Annotated in this window: 18 protein-coding genes; all 18 read left to right on the plus strand. The window is 34.8% G+C overall.

Annotation, left to right across the window (positions count from 1 at the left end; translation table 11 throughout):
* The first annotated feature begins 154 nt into the window (after positions 1–154).
* The 18 genes from der to aroA all read left to right on the plus strand — a co-directional run bounded on the left by der (position 155) and on the right by aroA (position 17,699).
* Positions 155–1,465, plus strand: coding sequence for a ribosome biogenesis GTPase Der (gene der / locus QQS35_RS10045; RefSeq protein ID WP_285931932.1), 1,311 nt, complete (start codon positions 155–157; stop codon positions 1,463–1,465).
* Positions 1,466–1,479: 14 nt separating this feature from the next.
* Positions 1,480–2,520: an NAD(P)H-dependent glycerol-3-phosphate dehydrogenase gene (locus QQS35_RS10050; RefSeq protein ID WP_285931933.1), complete on the plus strand. Its 1,041-nt coding sequence runs from the start codon at positions 1,480–1,482 to the stop codon at positions 2,518–2,520.
* 58 nt (positions 2,521–2,578) lie between these two features.
* Complete coding sequence (locus tag QQS35_RS10055; RefSeq protein ID WP_285931934.1) at positions 2,579–2,839, plus strand: stage VI sporulation protein F; 261 nt, start codon at positions 2,579–2,581, stop codon at positions 2,837–2,839.
* Between the two features lie 362 nt (positions 2,840–3,201).
* The gene (locus tag QQS35_RS10060) at positions 3,202–3,399 is read left to right on the plus strand and encodes a DUF2768 domain-containing protein (RefSeq protein ID WP_285931935.1); all 198 of its coding nucleotides are present in this window, start codon (positions 3,202–3,204) and stop codon (positions 3,397–3,399) included.
* A 16-nt stretch (positions 3,400–3,415) separates the two neighbouring features.
* Positions 3,416–4,132 carry a hypothetical protein gene (locus QQS35_RS10065; RefSeq protein ID WP_285931936.1) on the plus strand — a complete coding sequence of 239 codons (717 nt, stop codon included), beginning with the start codon at positions 3,416–3,418 and terminating at the stop codon, positions 4,130–4,132.
* 240 nt (positions 4,133–4,372) lie between these two features.
* Positions 4,373–5,851: a stage IV sporulation protein A gene (spoIVA, locus tag QQS35_RS10070; RefSeq protein ID WP_285931937.1), complete on the plus strand. Its 1,479-nt coding sequence runs from the start codon at positions 4,373–4,375 to the stop codon at positions 5,849–5,851.
* 814 nt (positions 5,852–6,665) lie between these two features.
* Positions 6,666–6,938 (plus strand): HU family DNA-binding protein, encoded by a 273-nt coding sequence (locus QQS35_RS10075; RefSeq protein ID WP_285931938.1) that lies wholly within the window; start codon positions 6,666–6,668, stop codon positions 6,936–6,938.
* 333 nt (positions 6,939–7,271) lie between these two features.
* The gene (locus QQS35_RS10080; RefSeq protein WP_285931939.1) at positions 7,272–8,075 is read left to right on the plus strand and encodes a heptaprenyl diphosphate synthase component 1; all 804 of its coding nucleotides are present in this window, start codon (positions 7,272–7,274) and stop codon (positions 8,073–8,075) included.
* Between the two features lie 4 nt (positions 8,076–8,079).
* Positions 8,080–8,796, plus strand: a complete 717-nt coding sequence (menG, locus tag QQS35_RS10085) for a demethylmenaquinone methyltransferase (RefSeq protein WP_285931940.1) — start codon at positions 8,080–8,082, stop codon at positions 8,794–8,796.
* Between the two features lie 18 nt (positions 8,797–8,814).
* Positions 8,815–9,792, plus strand: coding sequence for a heptaprenyl diphosphate synthase component II (gene hepT, locus QQS35_RS10090; protein ID WP_285931941.1), 978 nt, complete (start codon positions 8,815–8,817; stop codon positions 9,790–9,792).
* A gap of 115 nt (positions 9,793–9,907) precedes the next feature.
* Positions 9,908–10,354, plus strand: a complete 447-nt coding sequence (ndk, locus tag QQS35_RS10095; protein ID WP_285931942.1) for a nucleoside-diphosphate kinase — start codon at positions 9,908–9,910, stop codon at positions 10,352–10,354.
* 105 nt (positions 10,355–10,459) lie between these two features.
* Entirely contained in the window at positions 10,460–11,230 is a 771-nt protein-coding gene (locus QQS35_RS10100) for a CheR family methyltransferase (protein WP_285931943.1), read from the plus strand.
* A 180-nt stretch (positions 11,231–11,410) separates the two neighbouring features.
* On the plus strand, positions 11,411–12,577 hold the full coding sequence (gene aroC, locus QQS35_RS10105; RefSeq protein WP_285931944.1) for a chorismate synthase: 1,167 nt from the start codon (positions 11,411–11,413) through the stop codon (positions 12,575–12,577).
* Positions 12,577–13,650, plus strand: coding sequence for a 3-dehydroquinate synthase (gene aroB / locus QQS35_RS10110; protein WP_285931945.1), 1,074 nt, complete (start codon positions 12,577–12,579; stop codon positions 13,648–13,650). The genes aroC and aroB overlap by 1 nt, the downstream gene beginning before the upstream one ends.
* 2 nt (positions 13,651–13,652) lie before the next feature.
* Complete coding sequence (gene aroH / locus QQS35_RS10115) at positions 13,653–14,024, plus strand: chorismate mutase (protein ID WP_285931946.1); 372 nt, start codon at positions 13,653–13,655, stop codon at positions 14,022–14,024.
* A 159-nt stretch (positions 14,025–14,183) separates the two neighbouring features.
* Entirely contained in the window at positions 14,184–15,296 is a 1,113-nt protein-coding gene (gene hisC, locus QQS35_RS10120; protein ID WP_285931947.1) for a histidinol-phosphate transaminase, read from the plus strand.
* Positions 15,293–16,393 carry a prephenate dehydrogenase gene (locus tag QQS35_RS10125; protein WP_285931948.1) on the plus strand — a complete coding sequence of 367 codons (1,101 nt, stop codon included), beginning with the start codon at positions 15,293–15,295 and terminating at the stop codon, positions 16,391–16,393. Before hisC ends, QQS35_RS10125 begins: the two co-directional genes overlap by 4 nt.
* Before the next feature lie 13 nt (positions 16,394–16,406).
* Positions 16,407–17,699, plus strand: a complete 1,293-nt coding sequence (gene aroA, locus QQS35_RS10130; protein ID WP_285931949.1) for a 3-phosphoshikimate 1-carboxyvinyltransferase — start codon at positions 16,407–16,409, stop codon at positions 17,697–17,699.
* Position 17,700 lies beyond the last annotated feature (1 nt).

Genomic DNA, 17,700 nt, shown 5'->3' on the forward strand with positions numbered 1-17,700 from the left:
AAAGAATACACACCTTTATCTATTTCAATTTTTAAACCACAGGCTTGTTAATACCTTGTTGACTTATATATCTATAACTCATGCAAATATAGAATCAATAGGAATTTTATTTAGCAAAGCCAATAAGTAAAAGGAAAGAAAGGATGTACCTTTCATGAGAAAATCAGTTGTAGCTATAGTAGGTAGGCCAAATGTTGGCAAATCAACTATTTTTAATCGGCTAGTAGGCGAACGTATTTCTATCGTAGAAGATGTTCCGGGTGTTACTCGGGATCGCATTTACTCTCAAGCAGAGTGGTTAACGAATACATTTAACATTATTGACACCGGAGGAATCGAACTAGGGGATGAACCGCTCTTAGTGCAAATGCGTGAACAGGCTGAAGTTGCTATTCAGGAAGCTGACGTAATTATTTTTATGGTTAATGGAAGAGAAGGTATAACTGCTGCTGATGAAGAAGTAGCAAAACTTCTCTATAAATCGAATAAACCGGTAGTGTTAGCTGTAAACAAAGTGGATAACCCTGAGATGAAGGAAAGTATCTATGAGTTTTATTCGTTAGGATTTGGCGAACCATTTCCAATTTCAGGAACACACGGTCTTGGGTTAGGGGATTTATTGGATGATGTTGTAAAACATTTCCCTGAGATGAGCCAGGAACAACCTGATGATGACACGATATACTTCAGCTTAATAGGAAGACCTAACGTTGGGAAATCGTCACTTGTAAATGCGTTGTTAAATCAAGAAAGAGTAATTGTGAGTGATATTGCAGGAACTACTCGTGATGCTGTAGATACACCATTTACGAAAGATAATCGTGATTTTGTAATTATCGACACGGCCGGAATGAGAAAGCGCGGGAAAATATACGAGACAACAGAAAAATACAGTATTTTAAGGGCATTAAAAGCGATTGAACGTTCAGACGTGGTTTTAGCTTTAATCGATGCGGAAGAAGGAATTATTGAACAAGATAAGAAAATTGCAGGTTATGCTCATGAAGCTGGCAAGGCAGTTGTGATAGTCGTTAATAAATGGGATACAATTGATACACATGAAAAAGCAATAAAAGAATTTGAAGAGAAGATACGTGCTCATTTCTTGTATTTAGACTATGCTCCAATTGTTTATCTATCTGCAAAAACTAAAAAACGAACACATACCTTATTACCAAAAGTCTTAGAAGCTAGTGAAAATCATGCGAAACGTATTGAAACGAATGTATTAAATGATGTAATTATGGATGCAATAGCAACCAATCCAACTCCTACAATGAAGGGGCAACGTTTGAAAATATTGTATGCTACTCAAGTAGCGGTGAAGCCTCCTAGTTTTGTCGTTTTTGTAAATGATCCAGAACTTTTACACTTTTCTTATGAACGCTTCTTAGAAAATAGGATTAGAGATGCTTTTGGTTTTGAAGGAACTCCGATTAAAATATTTGCTAGAAGGAGAAAATAAAAGGAGAGAGAGCTGTGGAGAAAGTAGCTATATTAGGGGCCGGAAGCTGGGGAACTGCGTTAGCTATGGTGTTATCTGATAATGGACACGACGTAAGATTATGGACGCACAATCAAGAACATGCAGGAAAAATTAATCAGACACATAAAAATGAAGCTTATTTACCAGGTATAACGATACCAGATAAGATTACTGCTTATTTTGATTTGCAGCAGGCAGTAGAGGGAGTTACGGCTATCGTTATCGTTGTCCCCACAAAAGCGATCAGAGATGTCTGTATCAAGTTAAATAAAGTGTTAAAACATAAGGTCACAATCATTCACGGAACAAAAGGAATAGAACCAAATACATTAAAAAGAGTTTCGGAAATGATTGAGGAAGAATTATCGGCAGAGTTATATGAAGATGTTGTTATATTATCGGGCCCCAGTCATGCAGAAGAGGTAAGTCAAAAGCATCCTACAACGGTAACTGCTTCTTCAAAGAACTTAAAAGAAGCAGAGAAGACACAAGATTTATTTATAAATGAACATTTCCGTGTTTACACGAGTCCAGATATGGTTGGAGTCGAGCTTGGTGGTGCATTAAAAAATATTATTGCACTAGGTGCTGGAATTTCAGATGGATTAGGTTACGGTGATAATGCAAAAGCTGCACTAATTACTCGAGGTCTTGCTGAAATAGCTCGTTTAGGAACATCTATGGGTGCCAATCCATTAACTTTTATTGGTTTAGCAGGAGTAGGAGATCTGATTGTAACGTGCACAAGTGTTCACAGTCGGAATTGGAAAGCCGGTAATTTATTAGGGAAAGGCAATAATTTAGATAATGTACTAGCGGAAATGGGTATGGTCGTTGAAGGAGTACGAACAACGAAGGCTGCAAATCAATTTGCAAACAAACAAAATATAGATATGCCAATTACTTCTGGTATATATCGTATTTTGTTTGAGGATGCGGATCCAAAAGATGTGGTTGACCAATTGATGACACGAATGAGGCGTCATGAGATGGAAGATTTATCAGCTGTTTTATCTAATCGCTATTCGAATTAACATGGTTACAAATCCTTGCATATAATATTTTGAATGAATAAGGCAAGGAGGAGTGTACGTGAGCGATTTTCAAAAAAACATGTTTGACCAAATTCAAAAGAAATCAAGTATTAACCCAGAAGAAATTTTAAAGGTTGCAAACTCTGTGCAAAACGCTGATTTTTCTGATGAAAAAACAGTTAGAAAACTGGTAAAACAATTAGCACAAATGGCTGACAAACCGATTTCTAAGGAAAAAGAGGATAAAATCGTTAAGTCAATTGTAAGTAATAAAATGCCTGCAGACATGAATACCTTAAGCCAACTTTTTAAAAAATAGAAATTACTGGGCATATGAGGATACAAATATGAAATGGATAGCATAAAATAAATTGCACAAGCATTCATTTTAGGGTTGCTTTGGGTATTATTTAGTCGCACCGAGGTAGAAATTGCCCCTTCTACCTCGGTTATTTTTGCGAAGGTGTTTTTTATATCTTTTTGTTTAATAATTTCATAATACTAATTTTGTCGACACCTACAACTATATGTGACGTAGATGATTGAATGTTGAAATTGGCTCAATTGAAAATTAAAAAAGTTTAACGAGAAAGATGTGCATTTCTAAAAGGCTAAAGAATGGCAATTATGCTATAATATGAACGATATATAGACAAGCTTCATGTTAGAAGGGGTGTAGAGATGTCACAATCTATGTTAAATATGTATATTTCATTTGCAGGTATAATCTTTTTGATTTTAGCAATAGGTTTAATTTTATTGAGCAGGTATAAGTTAAAAGGAATCTTAGCGGGTGTTATGGCATTCCTAGCCTATATTTTTTTAATTACCGGTGGATTAATTATTTTTTATATCGTCTTCAGCGGTCCAACATCTTAGGGTAGGAGTGGTTATGATGAGGTTACTAAAGTTAATTCCATTGATATTTTTTTTGGTGGTCTTAAGTGGTTGTTTTTATCCAAACGACAATTTATCAAAAAATAAAGTTCCAAATGATATACAATTGAATATGGTCCAGGATGCAGTAAATCAATACGTAGAAATAAATCAAGGTCTAGTTCCAATAAAAACAAAAAGTAATGATACACCAATATTTCAAAAATATTTAATCGATTTTTCAAGTCTTAAACAACAAAATGTATTATCTGAAATACCTGGGACGGCTTTTGAAAATGGTGGAGTCTATCAGTATGTGTTAGTAACTCCCGAAGAGGATCCACAAGTCAAAGTAATTGATTTGCGAAATGCGGAGGTGCTGAGGAATGTACAGCATAGATTAACTACATATCGTAACGAACATATTTACCCGCCATTTGACGAAGAAATTCAGGATGGAGTATTTACAATAAATTATGAATTACTAGGCTTAGAGGCACCTCCTTATGTCCAGAGCCCCTATACGCAACAAAATTTGCCGATTATTATGGACGTTGATGGGAATTTATATATTGACTATAGTCCCGATTTATATGAGGCACTTAACACATTTGAACATGATTACAAAGAGGGGGAGGATATAAGGTTTATACTTGTTGATAATTACCCGTTTGTGCCCGCTTATTCACTACCTTATACAATAAAATCAGGAGAGCCTGTATTTAATCTTGATTAACCTTCAAATAAATAGGAATACACTAGCCCTTGTCGCATATAATTGTGACAAGGGTTTTTTAATAGGGGACTTTTGTTGAGACTCCTTTTTTTGTTATTTTTCTTATATTGAATGTGGGTATTTTTTATTTTTTTATAAATTCCATATAAACAAGTCATAATTTGATAGGACAACGTCATAGACTTTAAATGTCAAAGATTCGTAATAGCTCTATGGCGAAGTAGATCGGGAGGGGATCATTTGGAAAGAGTTGATATTTTTAAAGATATCTCGAAACGGACGAATGGAGATATTTACTTAGGAGTTGTTGGAGCAGTACGCACAGGGAAGTCCACATTCATTAAGAAATTTATGGAACAGGTTGTATTACCTAATATTGCCGACGAAGGTGATCGAGCAAGAGCACAGGATGAACTACCTCAAAGTGCAGCAGGTAAAACTATTATGACTACAGAACCGAAATTTGTACCTAATCAAGCGGTTTCGGTACAAGTAGATGAAGGACTTGAGGTCAATGTTCGATTAGTCGATTGTGTAGGCTATACAGTAAAAGGTGCACAAGGATTTGAGGATGAGAATGGACCTAGGATGATTAATACACCTTGGTATGAGGAACCTATTCCATTTCACGATGCAGCTGAGATAGGAACACGTAAAGTAATACAAGAACATTCAACAATGGGTGTTCTTATTACTACAGATGGTTCTTTTGGTGATATTCCAAGAGGAGATTATGAAGAGCCTGAGCAGCGAGTAGTCGATGAACTAAAAGAAGTTGGAAAACCATTTATTATGGTTGTAAACTCAGTTCAACCTTATCACCAAGATACGGAAATGCTAAGACAAGAATTGGCTGATAAATATGATATACCTGTCTTAGCGATGAGTGTAGAAAGTATGAGTGAACACGATGTTTATAATGTTCTGAGAGAAGCGCTATATGAGTTTCCAGTACTTGAGGTTAATGTTAATTTACCTAGTTGGGTAATGGTATTAAAGGAGAACCATTGGCTAAGAGAGAGCTACCAAGTGGCTATACAAGAAACTGTAAAAGATATTAAAAGGTTAAGAGATGTAGACCGAGTTGTTGGGAACTTTGACGAATATGATTATATTGAACGGGCACAGTTGGCTGGTATGGAAATGGGTGAAGGTGTAGCAGAAATTGATTTGCAAGCACCAGATTACTTATATGATCAAGTCCTAAAAGAAATTGTAGGCGAGGAAATTAGAGGGAAAGACCATTTATTAGAACTAATGCAAGATTTTGCGAATGCAAAAAGGGAATATGATCAAGTAGCAGACGCGTTGCAAATGGTAAAGCAGACTGGTTATGGTGTAGCAGCACCTACACTTGAGGATATGGCTCTGGATGAACCTGAAATCATTCGTCAAGGTTCAAGATTTGGAGTTAGACTAAAGGCTGTAGCGCCATCTATTCATATGATTAAGGTAGAAGTTGAATCAGAATTCGCCCCAATAATTGGTACTGAAAAACAAAGTGAAGAACTGGTTAGATATTTAATGCAAGACTTTGAAGAGGACCCTTTATCAATTTGGCAGTCTGATATATTTGGTAGATCGTTGAGTTCTATCGTTCGTGAAGGTATCCAAGCCAAATTATCCTTAATGCCTGAGAATGCACGATATAAATTAAAAGAAACACTCGAGCGTATTATAAATGAAGGTTCGGGTGGACTGATAGCAATTATTTTGTAACGGCTTGTTAACACGAGCCGTTTTTTTTTCATTTCTTGTAGTTTAATCTTCGTAGCTATTCTGTTATAAACTATGATACAACCCCTCCCTGGTTCCGTTCTCCTGGAGAAATAATAAGTACTTTTCTTCGTTCAGTGATGATTCTCTGTATAGAATTCAAGTTTGCTAAAGTGAACGGTTCTATCTCTAATCACCTGCAATAATAACAACAAAGGAAGTAAAATAGTATAGGATAATATATTTCCATTTATTCAATTCGACTTTTTAGACATTTAGTGAATCAATAATAATCTTATATAGATCTCAAATTTCATAATACCAATTTTATCGTCACCTACAACAATATATAGTTGGATAAATCCATTTCCAAACTATATGTTGTCGCAGATGACTGAATAAGGTAATAATGAAATTGACTCATTATAATAAATAATAAACGATAAATCTTATGTTTGAACTATCAGTTATTAAAAAAAATTTAATCAAATTGTTTTAACGTTTTAAAACATCATAATCAAAATCATTTGAATCTTGTCAATCCCTTGTCAGTCAAGTGTTTGAACCACTTGCATAAGATTACCATCTATGATACGATTCTCATGAAATTAACAGAGTAATCAGTAGGGAAAATCAATAAAAATTTAATAATATTGTTATTTTTTGTTGAAATTCCCCGAAAACTCGGTTAATATAAGCCTAGTCATCACATAAATGATGGCAGAAGGTATAAAATATTGCAATTTGGTGAACAAATGGAAATATGTCCATTTGTTCGAAAACGCCACATATACGATTTTGGGAGGAGGTGAATGTCATGAACAAGACTGATTTAATTAATGCAGTTGCTGAAAAAAGCGAACTATCTAAAAAAGATGCTACAAAAGCTGTTGACGCGGTTTTTGAATCTATCATGGATTCACTTAAAGATGGTGAGAAGGTACAACTGATTGGTTTCGGAAACTTCGAGGTACGCGAGCGTGCCGCTCGTAAAGGACGTAACCCTCAAACAGGTGATGAAATTGAAATCCCTGCTAGCAAGGTTCCAGCTTTCAAACCAGGTAAAGCCCTTAAAGATAATGTAAAATAAGTATTTACATATGGGCAGTAAAAAAGGGTGCATATGCACCCTTTTTATTTTGACTCTTTTTTATAAAAATATTACGAAATTATATATTTTGATAAAACAATTACTTTAATCATACATAACTAGATGTGTTTCAAAAGATGATTGTACGCAATTTCAAGGAACTTTCCGACATCATATTATTTTTATAACTATTATTAACATAGATGGAAAAATCCTAAATACTAGTAGGTGTGCTCACCAGTACATATAAGACGCGTTTACGAGCAAGTTATGTTATACTAATGTAAAATGGAGTAGATGGGGAATTTGGAGAAAGGGGCTTAGGTGATCAACATGAAATTATCCAATAATTTACCGATAAAAGAGATAAAATTAGAATTAGAAAAACAATTAACACACTCTTATTTGGAAAAATACATTCAAAAGCCCGTGATTGATGAAGATAAATTGCTTATTTTATACTCCATAATAAAAAACACTTCGTATTCTAACATACAAAAAAAGAATTACATTATTACTACTATGTTAGTTCAAATAGCACTTGATACACATGATATGGTTACTGAAAAGAATCTCTTGAATGATTCAGATATTGCAAAAAAAAGCAGACAACTGACAGTTCTCGCTGGCGACTATTATAGCGGTCTATATTATTACATGTTATCAAAGTTGGAAGACATACCGATGATACACACACTTGCTTCAGCTATCAAAGAAATCAATGAAATCAAAATGTCTATATATTATCAAGAGTTTGACTCTGTTCAAGAGTTCATGGAGTTATTAAAGAATTTAGAATCGCTGCTTATATTTAGGGTGGCTGAACACATGGAACGTTCTTCAGTCAATGAATTTACTGGAAATTGGTTACTTACCCGAAAACTAATCAGGGAAAAAAGTAGTTTTATAAAAAAAGGGAATTCTCCAATATTTAAGTTATTAACGGACGGGCCAGCACATGAAATTCATAACAATCAAATTGTCTATACTGTAGATAGTTATATACAAAGTTATTTAGGACGTGCAGAGGAAACGATTAGTAACTTACCTTTGCACTTTCATTCGTTAAAAACACATGTAAATACCATTATTTATGACAACTTTGGTCAAAACATAAAGGTAATGGAAGAAGGTTAAACTTATGGAACAACAATCTAAAGAAGAACGCGTTCATCATGTTTTTGAAAAAATATATAACCGCTATGATTTTATGAATTCAGTTATTTCCTTCCAGAGACATAAAGCTTGGCGAAATGATGTAATGAAACGTATGAATGTACAAAAGGGTGATAAAGCCTTAGATGTATGTTGTGGCACAGGAGATTGGTCGTTCGCTTTAGCTGAAGCAGTAGGTGAGAGTGGCAGTGTTATTGGTTTAGATTTTAGTAAAAATATGTTATCAATTGGTCAAGATAAACAGGATCAATTACGACTAAAACAACTCGATTTTAAACACGGAAATGCTATGGACTTGCCTTTTGATGATAATTCATTTGATTATGTAACAATTGGATTTGGGTTGCGAAATGTACCAGACTATGTCAAAGTTTTAAATGAAATGAAACGCGTTGTAAAACCAGGTGGTAAGGTTGTTTGTCTAGAGACTTCACAGCCAACAACGATAGGCTTCCGACAATTATATTATTTTTATTTCCGTTTTATTATGCCTTTATTTGGGAGACTGTTGGCCAAAAGTTATAAAGAATACGCTTGGTTACATGAATCGGCAAAAGATTTTCCAGGGAAACAGAAACTCGAACAGCTATTTAGATCAGTTGGATTGACCAATGTTAATGTTAAGGCTTACACTGGTGGTGTGGCAGCAATGCACATGGGTGAAAAACCTTATTCAAATTAAATTGTAAAGGTGAACTACATGAAATTAGCAATGACCTATTCGTATTTAAAGCAAGACCTTAATAAAATTGAAAAGGCATTGGAGCAAACAATCCAGGCAAAGCATCCTGTTTTGCGTGAAGCATCAACTCAATTATTACAAGCTGGTGGTAAGAGATTGCGTCCTGTGTTTGTTTTACTTGCTGGAATGTTTGGTGATTTTAATATAGATAAAATAAAAACGGTTGCTGTTTCATTAGAATTAATCCATATGGCTTCATTAGTTCATGACGATGTTATCGATGAATCTGAACTTCGAAGAGGTAAGCCCACCGTGAAAGCAAAATGGGATAATAGGGTGGCTATGTACACTGGGGATTACATTTTTGCGAGATCGTTAGAATATTTATCTACATTAGAGAACCCAAAAGCCCATAAAATCTTGTCTAATGCAATGGTAGAATTAACCATTGGTGAGATGGAACAAATTAAAGATAAATTTAATTTAGATCAAAACTTACGAACGTATTTGAGGAGAATAAAAAGAAAAACAGCGCTATTAATATCATCAAGTTGTAGCTTAGGAGCGATTGTTTCTGACACATCTGCTGAATATGAAAAGCGGTTGTATAAATATGGTTATTACATTGGTATGTCTTACCAGATTATTGATGATATTTTAGACTTTACTTCAACTGAAGCGCAGTTAGGTAAGCCCGCTGGTAGTGACTTATTACAAGGTAACTTAACACTCCCTGTATTAATTGCGATGCAAGATGAGTCTTTTTTTAATCAACTATCCCAGTTGTTTAATGACAGGGACTTAGATACTTTAACACCTACCGATATACAACCATTGATTGATAAAATTAAATCCTCTGATGCAATTGAAAAATCATATGAATTAAGTGAATCTTATCTTGCTAAAGCATATGAATCGTTAGAAGGTCTGCCTAATATCAAAGCGAAACAAACGCTTGAGGATATAGCAACCTATATTGGTAGGAGGAAAGCTTAAAACCATCTTGGAAAAATACTATTATTTAAGCAGAGAACATGAAGTGCTAATCAATTGGATTTAACTAAATAATAGTATTTAAATAGTAATAATACATATTTAAGAGGTGAAACGAGTGGAGAAAACATTTTTAATGGTAAAGCCTGATGGGGTTCAACGAGGTTTGATTGGTGAAGTGGTGTCTCGCTTTGAGAAAAAAGGATTTAAATTGGTAGCGGCTAAATTAATGACAATAACCGATGAATTAGCGTCAAGTCATTATGCGGAACATAAAGGAAAACCGTTCTTTCCTAAGTTGGTAGAATTTATTACTTCTGGTCCAGTATTTGCAATGGTCTGGGAAGGGGAAGGTGTAATTACTACATCAAGACAAATGATGGGTAAAACAAATCCTCAAGAAGCACTGCAGGGGACAATTCGTGGTGACTTTGGACTAATTGTAAGTAAAAATGTTATTCACGGATCCGATTCTATCACAAGTGCAGAACGTGAAATTTCTTTGTTTTTTAATGAAGATGAGTTGCAAGTGTATAAAAAAGATAGCGATTCATGGATATATTAAGTAGCAAACACCTCGTCATAATTGACGGGGTTCTTTAATTTCTTGTTTACATAACAACAGAATTTGATTACGATATAGGTAATCACATTTGAAGGAGAACAGAATATGAGCGACTATCAAGATTTCACAAATTCTATTAAGAAAAAAACAGGTATTGATTTATCCTTATACAAAGAGGTTCAAATGAAGAGAAGGTTAACCTCTTTAAGAGAAAAAAGAGGATTTAACGATTTTACTAGTTATTTTAAAAAGATTGCTACGGATAAAGAACTAATGGATGAATTCCTAGATAAAGTTACAATAAATGTTTCTGAATTTTACAGAAATGCTAGTCGCTGGGCTGTCCTTGATGAAAAAGTGTTACCTCAATTACTAAAGAAAAAGAAGAAATTGAAAATATGGAGTGCGGCTTGTTCTACAGGAGAAGAGCCATATACTATTGCGATGGTTTTAAACCAACATGTCAATTTTTCGGATATAGAAATAATTGCTACAGATATTGACGAAAATGTTATTGAACGTGCCAAAAAAGGTGTGTATGGGGAACGTTCATTACAAGAGGTACCCGCAGCTATAAAGAAAAAGTATTTCACTCAAGAAGGCTCGTTATTTAAAATTGATGAAAAAATTAAAAAATGTATTACTTTTAAAAAGCATAATTTGTTATCAGATTCTTATCCTAGTAATTTAGATTTAATTGTTTGTAGGAACGTATTAATATACTTTACTGAAGAAGCAAAACAAGAGATTTACCGTAATTTCAGTAACTCATTGGTTTCAAAAGGTGTATTTTTTGTTGGAAGTACAGAACAAATCTTTAACCCAGATAAATATGAATTTAGTGTATTGGATACATTTTTCTACCAAAAAGGCTAGGACTTAGGTTTTGCTAATTATTCTGGAAGAATCTATTATATAAAGGGTTCTTTCTTTTTTTTATTTTTATATTTTTCTAAAAAATCTAACTTTATCAGCTTTTTTATTATAATAGAACAACACAAGATAAAAAAGGTATGATATAGTAGTACAAAATTATAAATATACGGGGGTAAATATATGCGCTATTTAACTGCAGGAGAATCACATGGTAAACAATTAACTACGATTGTAGAAGGTATGCCTTCTTTAATGCCTCTAACGAAAGAAAATATAAATGAATCGTTATTAAGAAGGCAAAAAGGGCATGGTCGTGGAAAAAGAATGCAAATTGAAAAGGATTTAGTTGATATAGTTGGTGGAGTGAGACATGGTTACACGTTAGGATCTCCAATTGCAATGGTTGTACATAACGATGACTTTAAACATTGGGAAGATATAATGGGAGAGGATCCAATTCCAGATGATCAAGATATACGTCGAATAGTAACAAGACCACGTCCAGGTCATGCTGATTTAAACGGGGCAATTAAATATGGACATAGAGATATCCGTAATATCCTTGAGCGATCGTCTGCTCGTGAAACTGCGGCTCGTGTAGCAGCAGGAGCGGTTGCAAAAACACTTTTAGCTCATTTGGATATTAAGGTAGTAGGTTTTGTAAGAGAAATAGCTGGAATCGTTGCTGAAGAGTATCCAGAAATGGGTATGGAAGACAGAGTTAGGATTTCTGAAGAATCTCCAGTTCGTTGTTTGGACGAGAAAGCAGGACAACAAATGATGGATGCTATTGATAAGGCTAAAAAAGATGGTGATTCTATCGGTGGCGTATGTGAAGTATATATTGAAGGCATGCCAGCAGGAGTAGGCTCATATGTCCATTATGACCGCAAACTAGATTCTAGAATCGCGGGAGCTGTAGCAAGTATAAACGCATTTAAAGGTGTTGAATTTGGTATAGGTTTTGAAGCTGCTCGCAAAAATGGAAGCTTAGTTCATGATGAAATTGCGTGGGATAAAGAAACAGGTTATTACAGGAAAACAAATCGTTTAGGTGGATTTGAAGGTGGTATGACCACAGGTATGCCAATCGTAGTTAAAGGCGTAATGAAACCTATTCCGACTTTATACAAGCCATTACAAAGTGTTGATATTGAAACAAAAGAACCTTTTAATGCTAGTATCGAACGGTCTGATTCTTGTGCAGTTCCAGCAGCTGCTGTAGTAATGGAGCATGTTGTAGCATTTGAAGTTGCTAAAGCTGTATTAGAACAATTTCCACATGATCAGTTTCCTAAGTTAAAAGAAGCGATGGATCAGTACCGAGAGGAAATTAGGTGTTTCTAATGGACACATTAACTATTCAGACTAGTACCAACAAATACAATGTATTTGTTGGTACTAAACTACGTTTTAAAACACCCTCTTTTTTAAATCGGAATTATAAGAATGTTTTAATTATTACGGATACCTCTGTAGAAGCTTTGTATTTAGATGATATTATATCTTCTTTCACTCCGGAAACAAATGTGTCTTCTGCTGTAGTACCAGCTGGTGAATCATCAAAAAATGCATCTAATTATTTTGATTTAATTTCCAAAGCCATTGAACATGGTTTAGATCGTCATTCGTTAATTATTGCACTTGGTGGCGGTATGGTCGGTGACTTAGCAGGTTTTGTTGCGGCTACATATATGCGAGGTATTGATTTCATTCAAATTCCGACAACAATATTGGCACATGATAGTAGTGTTGGTGGTAAGGTTGCCATAAACCATCCAGAAGGAAAAAATTTGATTGGTAATTTCTATCCACCACAAGCTGTCATTTATGATGTAGAAACACTTCATTCATTATCAGATGAAGAGATACGATCTGGCTATGCCGAAGTAATCAAACATGGATTGATTAGTGAACAACAATTTTTTGATCAAATCAAAACTACTAATATTGCTGAAAAGATAAATGACGAAGTTTTAATTGAGCATTTATTAAAGGGTATTGCTGTTAAAGCAAACATTGTTGAACGTGATGAGAGAGAGAGTAATATTAGAATGTTTTTAAATTTAGGACACACATTAGGGCATGCACTAGAATCAGAAATTGGTTATGGGAAAATTACTCATGGAGAAGCGGTGGCAATTGGGATGCTTTTTGCTTTAAAAGTAAGTGAAAAGGTGTATCGAGTTTCCCTTCCCTATAATGAGCTTTATACCTGGTTACAAAATAACAACTATCCTCTCCAACTTCCAAATTTGTCCATTGACGCTTTAATAAATCGAATGAAAAAAGATAAGAAATCAAGAGACTTAACCGTTCAAATGGTATTACTTAAAGCAGTAGGTCAACCAAAAGTAGAAGAATTAGAAGATAGATTCTTAGTGGAAGAATTAAAAGAATTTTTAAGAGAGTTGGTGTAGAGATGATAAGAGGCATACGTGGGGCAACTACAGTTTTGGAAAATGAAAAAGATAGTATTATCGATAATACAAAAATATTAATTCAGGAAATGGCTAAAGCTAATCATATAGTGGCTGAAGATATTGCTTCTGTTCTTATTTCCGTTACTTCTGATATAGATGCTACATTTCCTGCAAGCGCATTGCGTTTAATAGATGGTTGGATGTATGTTCCTGTCATGTGTACGAAAGAAATAGAAGTGCCAGGTAGTCTCGAAAAGTGTATTCGAGTAATGATGACAGCAAATACGAAAATTGGTCAAAAAGAGATAATCCATGTTTATCACCATGAAGCTAAGAAACTACGTCCAGATTTAACTAAAAAAAAGGATTAATATCTGAGTCAATTTCATAATTGCCTTATTCAGTCATCTGCGACAATATATAGTTTGGAAATAGTTTTATCCAACTACATATTGTTGTAGGTGACTACAAAATTGGTATTATGAAATTGATTAATCTATAATGAATTTTTAGATTGGAGTGAAGGATATATGAATGGAAAAGAGATATTTAAACACATGTCCCCATATAAACCGGGAAAACAAATTGAGGAAGTAAAAAAAGAATTTGGTCTTGAAAAAATCGTAAAACTAGCATCGAATGAGAATCCATTTGGCTATTCTGAAAAGGTCAAAGAGTCGATTCCTAATCTAATTGATCACCTAGAGGTATATCCAGATGGTTATAATACAGAACTCAGAAACACACTTGCGCATAAATTAGGAGTTACTGGAGAGCAACTAGTTTTTGGGTGTGGATCGGATGAAGTTGTTGATATCATTTGCCGAACTTATTTGGAGTCAGGAACAAACACAGTAATGGCAACGCCAACGTTCCCTCAATATAAACATAATGCACTCATTCAAGGTGCAGAAACAAGAGAAGTGCCTTTAGTTGACGGTTACCACAATTTAGAAGGAATGCTAAAAGAAGTGGATAAGGATACACGTGTGTTGTGGCTATGTTCGCCAAACAATCCTACAGGTTGTTTGGTTGATGAGCAAGGCTTTGAAAAAATAATGAACGAATGCCCAAGCCATGTACTTGTTGTTGTAGATGAGGCATATTACGAATATATTACAACAAAAGATGCACCTGATTCGATAAAAGCACTAGATAAATACCCGAACTTAGTTATACTTCGAACGTTTTCAAAGGCATACGGCCTAGCAGGTTTACGGATAGGTTATGGCGTATCTAGTAAAGAGATATCTACGTTACTTAACATTACTAGAGGTCCTTTTAATACAACGACAATTGCACAGGGCTCAGCACTTATCGCACTAAAAGATGAGCAGTTTTTACAAGATTCGATTAGCAGAAATACAAAAAATAAAAAAGAATTTATAGACTTCTGTAATGAACTTGGCTTAACAACCTATGATTCACAAACTAATTTTGTTTTCGTTAAACTACCTAGTAATGTTAGTGGCGATGAAGTGTTTGAATTTTTATTAAGCAAAGGATATATTGTTCGTTCAGGAGAAGCTTTAGGTCATCCTAATGGGGTACGTATTACTATTGGCGCTCAATCTGATATGACGGTATTACAACAATTGTTAAGTTCTTATTTAGCTCCATTGAAAGAGGAGAATAAAAAGTGAAACAAACTGTGCTAGTAGCGGGCCTAGGTTTAATTGGAGGCTCGCTTGCCATTAATATCAAACAGAATACCCAACATCATATAATAGGGTTTGATGTAAGCAAAAACACACTCGACTACAGTATAATGAATGGGATTATAGATGAAGCAACGACTGATTTTGATTCAGCTATACAAAAAGCGGATTTTTGTATTTTAGCTGCACCTGTTTCTAAAACTGTGGAACTAATCGAGAAATTATCAACGATTGATTTTCATAAACCAATTATTGTATCCGATGTATCTTCCGTTAAATCTGCAATTATGGATGCAGCAAGTGTTGTTAATTCAGAACATGTGACCTTCATTGGCGGTCACCCAATGGCCGGTTCCCATAAAAAAGGAATTCAGGCTGCAAAAGGACATTTGTTTGAAAATGCTATATACATATTAACGCCCGTCGATGCATGTTCCGATGCTAAAGTCGAAGCTTTAAAAGATTTATTAAAAGGAACCAAATGTAAGTTTTTGCAATTAGAACCTAAAGAACATGATGAAATGACAAGTGTGATTTCCCATTTTCCGCATTTAATTGCCTCGTCGCTTGTTCATCAAGCTAAAAATTGGCAAAATACGCACGCTTATATTCCTAAGCTTGCGGCTGGAGGATTTCGAGATATTACTAGAATAGCTTCAAGTAATCCAGCAATGTGGCAAGATATATTTTTTCACAACCGGGAAGGTATGGGTAGTTTACTAGAAGATTGGATTAAAGAAATGAGTGCGTTAAAAAGTTTGCTTGAAACAGGTGACAAAGTATCTATGTATCATTACCTCGAACAAGCAAAAGAGTATCGGGATGGCTTAGATGGTCAAAAGAAAGGAGCTATTCCTTCCTTTTACGATATGTATGTAGATATTTTTGATCAACCTGGTGCATTGCTTAAAGTAGTCGAAATACTGGCTAAAGAAGAAATTAGTATTAATAATATTGAAATATTAGAAATACGAGAAGGAATAACAGGCGTGTTGCGGTTGAGCTTTCAAAATAAAAACGATCAATCGCGAAGTAATCAAGTTTTAAAGCAACATGGTTATGAAACAATGATAGAAGATTAAGGGGGCTTAACGAATGAGTGAAAAAGTCTTACATCCTATAGATAATGGGCTTCGGGGTAATCTACAAGTGCCAGGAGATAAATCTATTTCGCATCGAGCTATTATTTTTGGCTCCATTGCTAAAGGTAAAACGACGGTAACCCATTTTTTAGATGGGGAAGATTGCATGCGGACGATTGCTGCTTTTCAAGCAATGGGAGTAGAAATAAATAAGAATGGGCAGACGGTTGAGATTTATGGAAACGGAATTAATGCTTTGAAAGAGCCTGTTGTTCCGATTAACTTAGGTAATTCAGGAACTACAGCTCGACTATTATTAGGGATTTTAGCAGGATTACCACATCACTTTACATTATATGGTGATGAATCACTAAGTAAACGACCGATGGACCGAGTAGCTATTCCATTAAGACAAATGGGTGCTACGATTGATGGTCGTGACAATGGGACCTATCTACCTTTAGCTGTTAGAGGTGCGAAGTTAACTAGTATTACTTTTGAAACTCCAGTGAAAAGTGCACAAGTAAAATCAGGGGTGCTTTTGGCAGGCTTATTAGCAAAAGGTACAACTGAGGTGGTAGAAAAAACAACTACACGAGATCATACAGAAAATATGCTGAAAGCTTTTGGTGGTCACATTACTAGTGATACAGGAACTATTTCCATTCAAGGTGAGCAAGAATTACAAGGAACATCTATTCATGTGCCTGGTGATATTTCTTCTGCAGCGTTCTTTTTGGTTGCAGCTGCTATTACAGAGGGCAGTTCTGTAACGGTAGAGGATGTGGGCTTAAATCCGACTCGAACCGGAATTATCGATGTGTTAAAACAAATGAATATAGACATTACCGTTGTTGAGGAACGAACAATAGGAGGCGAACCTGTTGGGTCGATAACTGTAAACGCATCGACACCGAAACCAATTGTAATAGATGGGGAAATCATACCGAGAATTATCGATGAAATACCAATTATTGCATTATTAGCTACACAAGCAAATGGAAAGACAATTATCCGCGATGCTGAGGAGCTACGTTATAAAGAAACAGATCGTATCGCTTCTGTCGTTCAGACATTACAAGCGCTTGGTGCTAATATAGAAGCAACCAATGATGGTATGGTCATATATGGGAATGATACACTAACTGGAGCAGAAGTTGATTCATATGGAGATCATCGTATTGGTATGATGATTGCAATTGCTTCACTTATAACAAAAAATTCTATTACATTAAAAAATCCAGACTGTATTGCTGTATCTTATCCAAGTTTCTTTAACGATCTTGATAAAATTTTAGATAAATAAT

It is taken from the genome of Aquibacillus rhizosphaerae, assembly GCF_030282825.1.
Taxonomy (GTDB): Bacteria; Bacillota; Bacilli; order Bacillales; family Amphibacillaceae; genus Aquibacillus_C; species Aquibacillus_C rhizosphaerae.

Excerpts from the sequence above, each read along its gene's own strand:
- QQS35_RS10100 (WP_285931943.1), top strand. The coding sequence starts at position 10,460 with ATGAGCGACTATCAAGATTTCACAAATTCTATTAAGAAAAAAACAGGT.
- aroC (WP_285931944.1), top strand. The coding sequence starts at position 11,411 with ATGCGCTATTTAACTGCAGGAGAATCACATGGTAAACAATTAACTACG.
- QQS35_RS10065 (WP_285931936.1), top strand. The coding sequence starts at position 3,416 with ATGAGGTTACTAAAGTTAATTCCATTGATATTTTTTTTGGTGGTCTTA.
- aroA (WP_285931949.1), top strand. The coding sequence starts at position 16,407 with ATGAGTGAAAAAGTCTTACATCCTATAGATAATGGGCTTCGGGGTAAT.
- aroB (WP_285931945.1), top strand. The coding sequence starts at position 12,577 with ATGGACACATTAACTATTCAGACTAGTACCAACAAATACAATGTATTT.
- QQS35_RS10060 (WP_285931935.1), top strand. The coding sequence starts at position 3,202 with ATGTCACAATCTATGTTAAATATGTATATTTCATTTGCAGGTATAATC.
- hepT (WP_285931941.1), top strand. The coding sequence starts at position 8,815 with ATGAAATTAGCAATGACCTATTCGTATTTAAAGCAAGACCTTAATAAA.
- QQS35_RS10075 (WP_285931938.1), top strand. The coding sequence starts at position 6,666 with ATGAACAAGACTGATTTAATTAATGCAGTTGCTGAAAAAAGCGAACTA.
- QQS35_RS10080 (WP_285931939.1), top strand. The coding sequence starts at position 7,272 with ATGAAATTATCCAATAATTTACCGATAAAAGAGATAAAATTAGAATTA.
- menG (WP_285931940.1), top strand. The coding sequence starts at position 8,080 with ATGGAACAACAATCTAAAGAAGAACGCGTTCATCATGTTTTTGAAAAA.
- der (WP_285931932.1), top strand. The coding sequence starts at position 155 with ATGAGAAAATCAGTTGTAGCTATAGTAGGTAGGCCAAATGTTGGCAAA.
- hisC (WP_285931947.1), top strand. The coding sequence starts at position 14,184 with ATGAATGGAAAAGAGATATTTAAACACATGTCCCCATATAAACCGGGA.
- aroH (WP_285931946.1), top strand. The coding sequence starts at position 13,653 with ATGATAAGAGGCATACGTGGGGCAACTACAGTTTTGGAAAATGAAAAA.